The following is a 13,606-nucleotide window of genomic DNA, read 5'->3' on the forward strand; positions in this document are numbered from 1 at the left end:
CCAACTGAAACAGGACTCTGATTATCCGTGCGCATGAAGCCAGAGGATGCGACATGTCACAGGACACGAATGAAGCCGCCGTGCGCCGCTTTCGAACGCTCTTCATCTCCGATGTGCATCTTGGTTCGAAGTCGGCCAAGGCGGATCATCTCATCGACTTCCTCCGGTATCACGAGGCCGAGACGATCGTTCTGATCGGCGATATCGTCGATGGGTGGCGGCTGAAGCGCAGCTGGTACTGGCCGCAGGATGCCAACGACGTGGTGCAGAAGCTGTTGCGCAAGGCGCGCAAGGGCACGCGCATCATCTACATTCCCGGCAATCACGACGAGTTCCTGCGCGATTTTCCCGGCATTCATTTCGGCGGGATCGAGGTGAAGACCAACACGATCCACGAAGCGGCCGACGGCAAGCGCTATCTCGTGCTGCATGGCGACGAGTTCGACGTGGTGGTGCGCCATGCCCGCTTCCTCGCCTATCTCGGCGACTGGGCCTATGACGCGGCGCTCGGCATCAACATCGTTCTGAACGTTCTGCGGCGCCGCATCGGCATGCCGTACTGGTCTTTCTCGGCCTGGGCGAAACACCGGGTGAAGCAGGCGGTGAATTTCATCGGCGAGTTTCAGAAGGTCGTGGCGGAAGAAGCCCGCCGCCACGAGGTGGATGGCGTGATCTGCGGCCATATCCACCATGCCGCGATCGAGGACATGGACGGGATCACCTATATCAACAGCGGCGACTGGGTGGAGAGCTGCACGGCCATCGGCGAGACGCTCGACGGCGAGATGACCCTGCTCACCTGGCGCGTGCTGATGGCAGAACCTGCTCCCTCGACCACACCGCCTTTGCTTGCGCCACCGCTTGCCCCGGTCAAGCTGCGGGAAGTGGAGGCGGCTTGAGCGTTCGCGCAATTTCGTTTGCCGCTTGGCTCTGCCTGCGGGACTCGTGTAACGGTCGCGCCATCTGATGCGGTGGCTGGCGTTGCGCCGGCAGTCGCTGGCGAAAGGCGGGCGATGCAGGGCGATACGGGCAATTCGGGGGCGGTGGAAAAAGCGCCGCCTGCTTTTGCGCTTCGCGCCGGGGTGGGCTTCTTCGGCACCTTTCTCGCCTTCGGGATCATGCTCCCGTATTTCCCTGTTTGGCTCGAATCCCTATCGCTCGAGGACTGGCAGATTGGGCTTTTGCTGTCTCTGCCGATGTTCGTCCGCATTCTCACGACGCCGCTGATTGCCGCCTATGCCGACCGCGCGGCCGACCGGGCGCATGTGCTGATCCTGACCGCATTCCTGTCGATCCTGGTGACGGCGCTGCTTTTCGTCGTGGATGGCTTCTGGATGCTGCTCATCGTCGTGCTGGCGCAAGCGATCGTGGTGGCGCCGCATGTGGTGATCATCGATTCGATCACCATCACCGGCGTGCGGCGGTACCGGACGGATTATGCGCGCGTGCGGCTCTGGGGTTCTGTCGCCTTCGTCGTCGCCAATGTCATCGGTGGCTATGTGATTGCGCGGCAAGGGGCGGGCGCGGTCCTGCCGCTTCTGATCCTTGGCCAGATCACGACCTTCGGGGCAGCGCTGATGGTGCCGCGGGTCGGGCGGCCGCGTCGGCCTTCAGCGCTCGCAAGCGGCACTCAGGCCGGGCTGCTCGCCAACCGGCCGTTCGTGGTGATGCTGATCGGTGGGGCAACGATCCATGCCAGCCACGCGATGCTTTACGGGTTCTCGGCCATCTACTGGGGCCAGCTCGGCTATTCGGGCACGGTCATCGGCGCGCTCTGGGCGACGGGCGTTGTCGCGGAAGTGGCGCTGTTCCAGGTGTCGCGTCGGCTGATCGGCCATATCGACGTGACGCGGATCATCGTAGTCGGCGGGCTGATTGCCGCGCTGCGCTGGGCACTCTTCCCGATCGATCTCGGCGCCGGCTGGTATTTCGCGATGCAGCTTCTGCACGCCGGCAGCTTCTCCGTCGTGTTCCTCGGCATGCAGCGGTTGATCGTGATGCATGTGGGCGAAGAGAAGGAAGCGGGTGCGCAGGGCCTGTTCTTCATGGCGAGCGGTGCGACCATGGCGACGGCGATGGTGCTGTCCGGTTATCTGTTTGACAGATTCGGTGGAACCGCATTCGTGGCAATGGCGTTGTTGGCTCTAATGGGCATTGCGTGCCACCTCGCGGGCCGGTCAATGCAGCGTCCATAAGCTCTTGCAGATGCAGGCGGGCAACGCCGGTTTCAAAAAAGACATGAAGGCTGTTCAAACGCCCGTGACCCGGTGTCATGTGCGCGTGACAGTGGAGAATTGAGCGGATAAGGCTTCGCGAATGGAAGATGCTATCGTCAATCCCGGACATGCTGATCATGCAGCCCCGCGCAGTTCTGCGCGCGGCGCGGATACCAGCATCATGGGCAAGGCGCGCCTCGACATTCGCGACGAGGCGGATGGTACCGTGCGGCTGGCGATGTCCGACGACTGGCGCCACCATGGGGTAAAGGAGGTTAACGCCGCCTTAACCGACTTCCAGACCAGCACAGATGCGCGCGCCGTGATTGTCGACATGAGTGCGGTGACGCAGATGGACACGGCCGGCGCCTGGCTGGTGCGGCGCCTGCAGGCGCAGATGCGTGCCAAGCGCATCGGTTTTTCGGTGGAGGGCGCCGACGAGACCGAAAAGGCGCTTCTCGTCGCCGTGCCGGAAGAGCTGCATGACGGCCGGACGCCAAAGAAGGAAAAGCCGCTTTTCGAGCGCTTCTTCGAGCCGACCGGCAAGGTCGTCTACGCGGTCTATGACGACATCGTCGCATCCCTGTTCATTCTCGGCTCGGCCGTGCGCGGCGCGCAGGAGAAGCTTGAGAAGAACGCGCGCGTTTCGCCGGCGGCGATCGTATCGCAGATCGACCATATGGGCGTACGCGCCGTTCCGATCATCGCGCTGATGTCGTTCCTGATCGGCGCGATCATCGCGCAGCAGGGTGCGTTCCAGCTGCGTTATTTCGGTGCGGAGCTGTTCGTGGTCGACCTCGTCGGCATTCTGCAGCTGCGCGAGATCGGCGTGCTGTTGACCGCGATCATGATCGCCGGCCGCTCCGGCAGCGCCATCACGGCCGAAATCGGCTCGATGAAGATGCGCGAAGAGGTCGACGCGCTGAAGGTGATGGGCCTCAACCCGATCGGCGTGTTGATCTTCCCAAGGCTCGTGGCGCTGACGATCGCGCTGCCGCTTCTGACGGTGATCGCCAACTTCTCGGCCCTGTTCGGCGCGGGCGTCGTCGCCTGGAGCTATTCGGGGATCACGCCTGACACGTTCCTTGCGCGTCTGCAGGAGGCGGCTGACGTATCGACGCTGATCGCCGGCATGATCAAGGCACCGTTCATGGCGCTGATCATCGGCATCGTCGCTTCGGTGGAAGGCATGAAGGTCGGCGGCAGCGCCGAATCGCTTGGCCGGCACGTCACCGCTTCGGTCGTGAAGGCGATCTTCGTCGTCATCCTGGTCGATGGCCTCTTCGCCATTTTCTACGCCGCAATCGATTTCTGAGGAGCCTCGATGTCCGACACGACAGACATGCAGGCGAAGGATGCGAACGGGGCGAGCCGCAAGACGGTGTTGTCCGTGCGTGGCGTGAATGTTTCCTTCGGCAGCAACACGGTGCTGAAGGATCTCGATCTCGATGTCTATCGCGGTGAGATCCTGGGCTTCATCGGGCCTTCGGGCACGGGCAAGTCGGTGCTCATGCGCACCGTGCTGAAGCTTTTGCCGCGCCAGAGCGGCAAGGTCTGGATCCTCGGGCACGATTACGAGAACGTGTCGGACGCCGAACGCATGGCGCTCGACATGCGGCTCGGCGTGCTGTTCCAGCAGGGTGCGCTGTTTTCTTCGCTGACGGTGCGCGAGAACATCCAGGTGCCGATGCGGGAATATCTCGATCTGCCGCAATCGCTGATGGACGAACTCACCATGCTCAAGATCGAGATGGTGGGCCTCGCGCCGCAGGCGGCGGACCGGTATCCGTCGGAGCTTTCGGGCGGGATGATCAAGCGCGCGGCGTTGGCGCGGGCTTTGGCGCTCGATCCGGATCTGGTCTTTCTGGACGAGCCGACATCGGGCCTCGACCCGATCGGTGCGGCGGAATTCGACGAACTGATCGCGCGCCTGCGCGATACGCTGGGTCTGACCGTCTATATGGTGACCCACGACCTCGACAGCCTGTTTTCCGTGTGTGACCGCATTGCGGTGCTGGGGGACAAGAAGGTCAAGGCGCAGGGCACGATCGAAGAGATGCTGGCCTTCGACGACGAATGGATCCAGTCCTATTTCCACGGCAAGCGGGCGCGCTCGATCGTCCGCAAAGACGGACAGCCGAACCGAGCCGGCGCCGATGCCGGAACGATGAACGGATAGAAGCAGTATGGAAACAAGAGCCAACTACGCCATTGTCGGCCTGTTCACGGTCCTCGTGCTCGTCGCCTCCTTCGGATTCGTCTACTGGATGACGAATTACGGCAACCAGAGCCAGATGGCGCCGCTGAACGTGCGCATTCCAGGCTCGGCCAACGGCCTGAGCGTGGGATCGCCGGTGCGATTCAACGGCATCTCGGTCGGCTCCGTGCGCGGGCTGACGATCGACGAGAACGACGCAAGCTTCGTCGTGGCGCGGACCGATGTGCGCGCCGATGCGCCCGTGACGGAAGCGACCCAGGCCATTCTGGAGATCCAGGGCCTGACGGGCGCTGCCTATATCGAGCTGAGCGCGGGACAGGCGCCGGGACAGCAGAACATTCTGCTCGAGGCGATGGAAAGCGGCGTGCCGGCGCAATTGACGGCCGATCCTTCCAGCGTGACCAATCTGCTGTCGACGGCCGACCAGATCCTGACGCGTGCGAATGACGTGGTGGAAGAAATCGAAGGCTTTGTCGTCGATGCGCGCGGGCCGCTGACCAACACGCTGCGCAACACCGAGACCTTTTCGCGCGCACTGACCGACAATGCCGACAATATCGACCAGTTCCTGCAGAGCGTCGGCGCTCTTTCCTCCACGTTCGAAGGGCTTTCCGGCCGTCTGGACACGACGATGGCTGCCGCCGAGCAGCTGATGACCTCGATCGACGGCCAGAAGATCGATTCCATTCTCACCAATGTCGACACCGTGACCGCCAATCTGTCGGTCGCGTCCGGCGACGTTACGGAAGTGGTGGCGAGTTTCCGCGACACGGCCGCGACCTTCGAGACCTTTGCTACGACCGCCGGCGCCTCGATCGAACGCGTCGACCAGATCGTCGGCAATGTCGACCAGATCATCGCCAGCGTCGATGCGGCCCAAGTGGGCCTCTTCGTTGACAACATCTCGGCTGCGAGCGCCGACGCCCGTGCGGCGATCGAGAACACGGCGCAGATCACCGAGCGCTTCAATGCGCGGGGCGAGGATGTCGACCGTTTCATCAGCGACGTGACGGAGATGGCAGACCGGCTGAACGCGGTTTCGACCCGCGTCGACAGCGTGGTGGCCAAGGTGGATACGGCGCTTGGCGAGGGAGATGTGCGCAACCTGCTGGCCGATGTGCAGCAGGCCGTACAGTCGTTCACCGCCGTTGCCTCGGCGATCGATTCCACGCAGGTGAACCAGGCGCTGACCGACATTGCGTCGGCCAGCGACAGCGTGCGCCAGGCAGCCGAGGACACGCGGCGCGTGACCGGCAGCTTCGCCGCGCGCGAGGATGATATCGACGCCTTCATCTCCGATGTGACCCAGATGGCGGACCGGCTGAATGCCGCTTCCGTGCGAGTCGACGGCGTGCTCGCCAAGGTCGATGGCTTCCTGGGCGAGGGCGATGCCTCCAACCTGTTGGCCGAAGCGGAAGCGGCGATCGCCTCGTTCCGAAGCGTCGCCGACAACATCAATGGACGCGTCGGGCCGATTGCGGAGAATTTGGAGCGCTTCTCCAACAGCGGCCTGCGTGATGTGGAATCCCTGATCGTGGAGACCCGCCGTTCGATCAATCGGATCGAGCGGAGTATCTCCTCCATCGAGCGCAACCCGCAGCGTCTGCTGTTCGGTGGCGACGACGTGCAGCAATTCGACGGCCGGGTGCGCCGCTGATGCGAAACGGACAGCAAGATCGGCGAGGGGAACGCGCCTGCGTCACCCTCGGACACTCCCTTTTTCCGGCGGCCACCGCGTGCGGCGCCGACTGCCTTTTGATGAAAGGATTTCTCGTTTGCTGAAGCGTTTCCTGTCGATCATCGCCGTTGCGGCAGCGCTTTCGGGCTGCGCCGGCCTTCCCGGTTTCTCCACGCCGAACGACACGTTCGCCCTGACCTCGCCACCTCCCGCGCCAGCCGTGCCGGCGGCGCAGCGCCGCCAGCTGCTTATTCAAGAGCCGAGCGCGCTGAAGCTGCTCGACAGCGAGCAGATCGTCGTTCGCGTTTCGGATTCGGAGGTGCAGTACCTCACCAATTCGCAGTGGAACGACCGCCTGCCGCGGATCGTGGAATCGAAGCTCGTCGAGGCCTTCGAAAACACCGGTCAGCTCGGCGGCGTCGGTCGCTCGGGCGACGGGCTGGCGATCGATTTCCAGCTCCTGACCAACATCCGCAGTTTCGAAGTGGTGGCCTATGGTTCACCGCGCGCGAATGTTGAGCTCTCGTTGCGCCTGATCAACGACCGCGATGGCACCGTCATCGCCCAGCGCGTCTTTACCGGCAGCGCCCCAGTCGCCGGCACGGGCAACGAGACCTATGTTCGCTCGCTCGACGCGGCCTTCAACTCGATCGTGCCCGAGATCATCGCCTGGACGATGCAGAGCATCTGACCGACTGGAAACAGTACGACGTTTGAGAGACCCCGCTGGCGATGCTGGCGGGGTTTCTTGTTGCGGGCAAACGGAGCTCAGGTGCTCGAGATCCTGTTGGTGTCGCCGATATATGACGTGAGCTTGACCGCAGGCACAGGCCATCGATGTTCGTGGATGCTTGAGCGCTGCAAGTCTCTCACCGGGTGTGAACAGAGCGAAGCGGTCGACGGGGCTGGAGCGGCTTAGCTCTGCTGGCTCAGAGGTCTGTGCTGAGGGCTTGGGACGCCACCCATCCGCATATTGCCAGCCGCGAACCGACTGAACTCCGGACAAGAAAAAACCGCCGCGAACCGTATAGCTCGCGGCGGTTATGTTGGTTCTGGCCTCGGCCTTCGACGCTTATTTGAAGCGGCCGGCGGCGTGGGCGAGCATGGTGTAGACCTTGCCTGTGTCGGAGGTCAGGTAGGTCTGGGTCATCATGTTGTCGCGGTCGTTGCGCGAGACGTCGGCGAGCAGCTTCTCGAAATCAGTGACGTAACGATCGACGGCCGTGCGGAACTCCGGCTCGCGGGCATATTTGTCGCGGATGTTGTCGAAGGTCTGCTGGCCCTTCAGCGTGTAGAGCTTGCGAGTGAAGACGTCGCGTTCGCCGCGCTGGTAGCGGCGCCACAGTTCGACCGATGCTTCGTGGTCGATCGCGCGGGCGATGTCGATGGAGAGCGAGTTCAGCGATTCCACCACGTGGCGCGGATTGCGGCCATCGCGGACCGGGGCCTGCTGCGGTGCCGGAGCCGCTGCCTGCGGGCGGGCGGGCTGCTGCGGCGCAGGCGCATCGGTCTCGTCGAGCGAGGCGCCGCGCAGGAGGTCGCTCACCCATCCACCCTGACGGCTGGTCGAGCTCGTCGCGCCGGCATCACCGGCAAGGCTTGGACGAAGCGGCGCCGAGGCCCCTGGCATCTGCGGGCGCGGTGCGGCCTGGAAAGCCGATGGCGCGGGCGCCGGACTTGCCGCAGGCGTGGCGGCCGGTGCGGCAGGACGCTGGGCAGCAGGCTGCGGCGCTGGCTGAGCGGCGGGGGCTTGCGCGCGGGGCTGAGCAAGCGTCTGGGTCGCATCGTTGCGGCTCGATACGTCGAGCGCGCGATCCGACCGTTCGACGATGTGCGAGAGGTCCTTCAATGCCTGGATCTGCTCGGCGACGGCGCGGCGCATGGCGGCGGCGTTGCTGCGCGTTTCTTCCGGCAGGTCGAAGGCGCCGCGCTTCAGTTCCTCGCGGGTTGCTCCGAGCTCCTTGCGGATTTCGGACGAGGCACGGCGGATCTCGTCGGTGGCACCGGCGAAGCGTGCAACGGCCTCCTCGACGGCTTCGCGCGTCGCCTTGCGGACGAGTTCGGCGGTCGTGGCGGAGCGGCCTTCGGTTTCCTGCAGCAGGCGTGCGACTTCCTCGATGGAGCCGCCGAGGCCGGACTTCAGCTTGGAGGCCGTGCCGGTTGCCAGGCTGTCGGCGCGGGCGAAGGCCTTTTCGACGATGTCTTCCAGCGAGCGCATCGTGCCTTCGATCTGCTCGGAGCGTGACACGAGGCCAACCGACAGGCGCTCCAGCGCTTCGCGGCGCTCTTCGAGCGTGCTGGCGAGGTTCGATTGGGCGGCGCCCAAGAGATCGGAGGCAGAGGAGAGCACGCGGGAATGCTCGTCGAAGCGGTGCGCGATCTGGCCGACCTGCGAGAGCGTGCGCGACGAGATGCCATCGAGCTTCTCGACATTGTTTTCGAGAAGGCGCGTGGAGCTTGCAACGAGCGAGGCGGCCTTGTCGGCCGAACCGACGAAGCTTTCCGTCGTCTGAGTCAGGCGGACATCCACCGAGCCGAGATTGTCGGCGGCGCGCTCGACCACTTCGGCGATCGCGGCATTGCTTTCGGAAAGGCGGTCGACGAGGGCGAGCACGTTGCCGCGCAGGCTGTCTTCCGCCGAAGCCACGGCGGCGAGCGTTTCAGAGGTGCGTGCCGACAGGGCCTGGATGAGCGCGTCGTTTTCGGTGCGCAGGCGGTCGCGGCCCTCGCGGGTCGCTTCGTCGACGCGGGCGGCGAATTCGGCGCCGGAGCGGGCGATTTCTTCAGCCGCGCCGCTGGTGGAACTTGCAAGCCGGTCGAAGAGCGGGCGGGCCTGCTCGTCGATGAGGCGGGACAGCTCGGCCGAGCGGCTGGCCAGCATCGAGTTGAGCTCGCGGGTGCGCTCGTCGAGCGTCTGGCGGATCGTCTCGTTGCGGACGGTGAGCGCCTTTTCGGTCTCGTCGAGCTTGCCGCCGATGAGATCGCTCTGCTCGGAGAGCTTTGCGGTCAGCGCTTCGGCCTGGGCGGTGAGGCGTGTCGTCAGGTCTTCCGACTGCTGGGTGAGAAGCGAGCCGGTGGTACGCATCGTGTCGGAGATCGCATCGGCCTTTTCGCCGAAGAGCGCACGCGAGCGATCGATGAGCGTGGTCATCTCCTCGACGCGTTCGGCAATCTCGTTGGTGCGGACATTGAGGCGCTCGTCGAGCTGGCGGGCGAATTCTTCGCTCTCGCGGCCGAGACGCTCGGCGAAGGCACCGGATACGCCCGACAGGGTCTCGCCGGCGCGGTTGGCTTCCGCATCGAGATCGCCGGTCGCCTGGGCAACGGCATCGCGCAGGCGGCTTGCCAGGCTGCCGGCCTTGGCTTCGATGGTGCGGGCCACGTTGTCGAGGCCCATTCCGAGCGCCGTGTCCATGGTCGAGAAGCGTTCCTCGATATGGGCGCCGCGGCTGTCGAGGGTTTCGGCAAGACGCTCGGCTGCGCCACCAGCCTTGATTTCGAAGGCTTCGGAATGGCGTGCGAGCGTCTCTTCCAGGTGGCGGGCGCTGTCGGCGAAGCCGGAAGAAATCGGCGCGCTGGCCTCTTCGATCGCCGAACGGAGGCGATCCGCACCCGACGTGATGGTCGCTTCCAGTTCGCCGGCGCGGGCGCCAAGCGCTGCGTCGATGGTGCCGAGACCGCCGGCCAACGCCGTGTCGATGGCATCGGCGCGGGCGGCAAGGGCGGTGCGGATGTCGTCGGAGGTGCGGTCGAGGCGCTCGTTGAAGCCGGTGGTGGCATCGAGCAGGCTCGTCTCGACGCGGGCAGCACCGCTTTCGATGGTGGCACCGATTTCAGATGCGCGGTCGCCGAAGGCGGTTTCGATGCGAGCCGCGCGGGTGTCGAGCACGGTGCGGATGTCGCTTTCGGTGCGCTCCAGGCGGTCGTTGAAGCCCGTCGTCGCATCGCGCAGGCTCGCCTCGACACGGGTCGCGCCGCTTTCGATGGTGGCGCCGATTTCGGACGCACGGTCGCCAAAGGCCGTTTCGATGCGCTCGGCGCGGCTGTCCAGCACGGTGCGAATGCCCGTCTCGGTGCGCTCAAGGCGCTCGTTGAAGCCGGTCGTCGCCTCGCGCAGGCTCTCCTCGACGCGGCTTGCGCCGGTTTCGACAACGGTGCCGATCTCTGCCGCACGATCGCCAAATGCGGCTTCGATGCGCTCGGCGCGGCTGTCGAGCACGGTGCGGATGCCCGTCTCGGTGCGCTCCAGGCGTTCGTTGAAGCCGGTCGTTGCGTCGCGCAGGCTGAGTTCGACGCGGCTCGCGCCGGTTTCGATGACCGAGCCGATTTCTGCGGCGCGATCGCCGAAGGCCGCCTCGATGCGCTCGGCACCACCTGCCAGCGCCGTGTCGATGGCCGACGTGCCGCGATGCAGGGTCTGGGCGATGTGGCTGGCGGTCTCGTCGAGGCGGAGATCGAAATTGTCGCCGGCGGAGCGCATGGCGAGATCGATCCGGTCGGCACCGGCGATGATGGTGTCCTCGATGGCGCCGACTCGGCCTTCGAGCGCGCCGCCGATGCGGGTTTCGCTTTCCGCAAGCCGCGCGGACAGGCGCTCTTCGGTGCCGGCGAGGCTCGCTTCGATGCGTTCGGCGCCGCCATCGACGATGGTCGACAGGCCACCGGCGCGTTTTTCAAGCGTATCGGCGAAGCGGTCGTTGCTCTGGGTCAGAGCGCGGTCGATGAGGCTTGCGCCTTCTTCGAGCGCCAATTCGATGCGCATGGAGCCTTCGGAGACGCGGCCGGTGATGGCATCGGCGCGCGCGGCGAGCGAGCGGTCGAGTGCCTCGCTGCGCTCGTCCAGAAGGCGCTCCATGGCTTCCTGGCGCTCGCTCATGGTGAAGTGAATGGCTGCGCTCTGCGCGGCGAGCGATGCGGCAAGGGCTTCGCTCTGCTCGCTGAAGGTGCGCTCGATCGCCGGACCGTGCAGTTCGAACGTGCCGGCGAGGCGCTCATTGGCGCCTTCGATGCGCGAGGCAAGCGTGTCGGCACGTTCGGACAGGGTGCGCTCGATGGCGTCGCCCTCGTGGCGCAGCGTGTCGCCGAGGCGATCGTTGACGCTCTCGATGCGCGAGGCGAGTTCGTTGCCACGGTCGCCCAGCGTCCGCTCCATGAGAGCGGCGTTCTGTTCCAGCGTTTCGCCGAGGCGATCGTTGAGGCCGCCGAGACGGATGGCGAGCGTGTCGGTGCGCTCGGCCAAAGTGCGCTCAAGCGCATCGCTGCGGCTGTCGAATGTTTCGGCAACGCGGGCATCGATGGCTTCGATGCGGGCGGCAAGGCCTTCGCCGCGTTCGCTGAGCGTGCGCTCCAGCGCTGCGCCCTGGACTTCGAGCGTACCCGCGAGGCGATCGTTGAGAGCGGCGACGGTGCCGGCGAGGGCTTCGCTGCGCTGGCCGAAGGTGGCGTCGATGGACGAGGCTGCTTCGGAAAGCGTGGCAGAGAGGCGCGCATTGCCTTCCGACAGGTTGGTGGCGAGGCGGTCGTTCTGCTCGGCAAGGGCGCTGGCGATGCCTGCGCTTTGCGAAGCAAGCGCGCCGGTCATGCGCTCATGGGCACCCGACAGCATGCCGGACAGCTGCTCGGAGCGTTCACCGAGCGATGCGCCGATGCGCTCCAGCGACGAGGACAGGATGCCGTCGATCGCTTCGCTGCTGCCGCTGACTGTCTGGTTGATGCGCGCAAGGCCTTCGGACAGCTTGGCATCGAGCGTACCGGAACGCTGATCGAAGGCGTTGGCGAATTCCGCAACGCGGTCGTCGAAGGCCGTGTTGAGAAAGCCGACGGTCGCCTGCAGCTTGTCCTCGAAGAAGCCCGAGCGGAGGTCGAGATCGACGATCGCATCCTCGACGCTGGACTTGAGCGAATGGCGGAAATTCGCGCCTTTCTCGTCGAGCGTGGCATTGAGGGCTGCGATGACGTCGTCCAGGCCGCGATTGACCGCAGCTTCGCCGACGCGAAGGCTCTCGGAAATCTCGCGGGTGCGGGCGATGAGCGTGTCGTTGAGCTGCTTGGCGCGGTCGTTCAGCGCCTGGTTCAGGCGCTCGGTGTTGGTGTCGAGCGAGGAGGCGCGGGTTTCGAACTGCGACAGGAGCGCTTCGCCACGCACGACCAGCTGGTGGTCGAGCGAGTCCATGCGGCTGTCGAATTCCTTGCCGAGCGTCTCGGTAGAGCGCGCAAGCGTCTCCAGCATCTTTTCCGTGCGGCCGGTCAGCATCGTGTCCAGCGCGCGGGAAGCATCGTCCGCGCCGGCGGTCAGAGCCGTGACGCGGGTTTCGAGCAGACGGGCGACGCCTTCGCCGGAGGTGGCGATGCGCGCGGAAATTTCGTCGCCGGCGGTCGACAGCTCGTCCTTCAGCTGCTCATGGGCGCCGGAGATGGAGGCGCGAACGCGCTCGGCATGGCTGACGATGGCGTCGCGCTCGGTGCCGAGTTCGTGCACCAGCGAGCGAATGCGCATCTCATTGTCCGAATAGCTGCGCTCCAGCGCGTTCACTTCGGAATGCACGAGGGTTTCCAGTTCGGAGGCGCGGGCGATGGTGCGCTCAATGCCTTCGTTCATGGCGGAGACTTCGCGGCGCACGGCCTGGCCCACCGAAATGATGCGATCGGCAGCGACCGTCTCCGGCTCGGAAAGGCGCAGCGCGATTTCAGCCATGGAGCGGGCGGCGGTCCGCAATTCCTGGGCGCGCGCCATCATCGCCGCGAAGGCGAAGAACATCATGATCGGCAGGAAGGTCGCGATCAGCAGGATGACCGCCGGCGGCATGGCCATGAGGTCGGCAACGGAGCGGATCTGCCAGATTTCGGGCGAGAACAGGAGATGGGCGACGGCGATGGCGCCGACGAGCCACAGGGCCGACATGATGAGAGCCGTGCGCAGATAGGCTCGCGACTTCTGGCTGTCGAGGCTGCGCAGGATGAAGGCGGTCGGACGGCGGCCGTCATCGTTTGCGGGCTGGCTGGTGCGATCTTCGACAGGACGCTGCGGCTGAGGCTGGGGCGCTGCGGCGCGGCGCATGGTGGCGGGCGCGTTGGCAGCCGTGATTCCCGCCGCGGCGGAAGCCTTGGCGTCGCCGACAGGATTGGATGTGGTGCGGGCAGGGCGATGGGCGGCTGTGCGCTCGGCTTCCCGATCCGCTTCGGCCAACTCGCGTGCCGCCTGCGAGACCTGGGTCTCCAGCTCCTCGAACGACATTTCGTCCAGGAGCGCGCGCTCGTCATCATCGTTAAAATCGATGGTCAGCGCGTCCTCGAGGGCCTGGAACGCCTTGTCATCGATCGATTCGTTGGCTGCCGTCTTCTTCGCCATGTCCGTCACGCCTCGTTACTCACAACCACCGGCGATCATCGCCTGCAGCGAATTGCGCGTCATGCACATCTACTCACCCGCTTCGCAGCCCTTTGTTCCAGCCCCCACGGTGGAACCGGCGACATGCTCGTCGCCAAGGCATAAAA

General features: G+C 65.3%; 7 protein-coding genes. 6 read left to right on the plus strand and 1 reads right to left on the minus strand.

All coding sequences use genetic code 11. The annotated features are described in order from the left end of the window. The first annotated feature begins 53 nt into the window (after positions 1–53). From QQL76_RS06980 to QQL76_RS07005, 6 genes are all read left to right on the plus strand, one after another. Positions 54–899, plus strand: coding sequence for a UDP-2,3-diacylglucosamine diphosphatase (locus tag QQL76_RS06980; protein WP_499206952.1), 846 nt, complete (start codon positions 54–56; stop codon positions 897–899). Between the two features lie 114 nt (positions 900–1,013). Next, positions 1,014–2,195 carry an MFS transporter gene (locus QQL76_RS06985; protein WP_499206953.1) on the plus strand — a complete coding sequence of 394 codons (1,182 nt, stop codon included), beginning with the start codon at positions 1,014–1,016 and terminating at the stop codon, positions 2,193–2,195. Between the two features lie 202 nt (positions 2,196–2,397). After that, positions 2,398–3,531 (plus strand): ABC transporter permease, encoded by a 1,134-nt coding sequence (locus QQL76_RS06990; RefSeq protein ID WP_499207132.1) that lies wholly within the window; start codon positions 2,398–2,400, stop codon positions 3,529–3,531. Between the two features lie 9 nt (positions 3,532–3,540). Further along, complete coding sequence (locus QQL76_RS06995; RefSeq protein ID WP_499206954.1) at positions 3,541–4,395, plus strand: ABC transporter ATP-binding protein; 855 nt, start codon at positions 3,541–3,543, stop codon at positions 4,393–4,395. A gap of 7 nt (positions 4,396–4,402) precedes the next feature. Then, positions 4,403–6,091 (plus strand): MlaD family protein, encoded by a 1,689-nt coding sequence (locus QQL76_RS07000; RefSeq protein ID WP_499206955.1) that lies wholly within the window; start codon positions 4,403–4,405, stop codon positions 6,089–6,091. Positions 6,092–6,209: 118 nt separating this feature from the next. Then, the gene (locus tag QQL76_RS07005; protein WP_499206956.1) at positions 6,210–6,803 is read left to right on the plus strand and encodes an ABC-type transport auxiliary lipoprotein family protein; all 594 of its coding nucleotides are present in this window, start codon (positions 6,210–6,212) and stop codon (positions 6,801–6,803) included. Between the two features lie 381 nt (positions 6,804–7,184). Here QQL76_RS07005 and QQL76_RS07010 read toward each other — a convergent pair whose 3' ends face one another. Continuing rightward, entirely contained in the window at positions 7,185–13,460 is a 6,276-nt protein-coding gene (locus QQL76_RS07010; protein WP_499206957.1) for an apolipoprotein A-IV repeat region-like domain-containing protein, read from the minus strand. Positions 13,461–13,606 lie beyond the last annotated feature (146 nt).

Source organism: Rhizobium albus (assembly GCA_030160035.1).
GTDB classification, from domain to species: domain Bacteria; phylum Pseudomonadota; class Alphaproteobacteria; order Rhizobiales; family Rhizobiaceae; genus Georhizobium; species Georhizobium albus.

What these genes read in the sequence shown, in the direction of transcription:
- QQL76_RS06980 (WP_499206952.1), top strand. Translation starts at nt 54, where the DNA reads ATGTCACAGGACACGAATGAAGCCGCCGTGCGCCGCTTTCGAACGCTC.
- QQL76_RS06985 (WP_499206953.1), top strand. Translation starts at nt 1,014, where the DNA reads ATGCAGGGCGATACGGGCAATTCGGGGGCGGTGGAAAAAGCGCCGCCT.
- QQL76_RS06990 (WP_499207132.1), top strand. Translation starts at nt 2,398, where the DNA reads ATGGGCAAGGCGCGCCTCGACATTCGCGACGAGGCGGATGGTACCGTG.
- QQL76_RS06995 (WP_499206954.1), top strand. Translation starts at nt 3,541, where the DNA reads ATGTCCGACACGACAGACATGCAGGCGAAGGATGCGAACGGGGCGAGC.
- QQL76_RS07000 (WP_499206955.1), top strand. Translation starts at nt 4,403, where the DNA reads ATGGAAACAAGAGCCAACTACGCCATTGTCGGCCTGTTCACGGTCCTC.
- QQL76_RS07010 (WP_499206957.1), bottom strand. Translation starts at nt 13,460, where the DNA reads ATGGCGAAGAAGACGGCAGCCAACGAATCGATCGATGACAAGGCGTTC.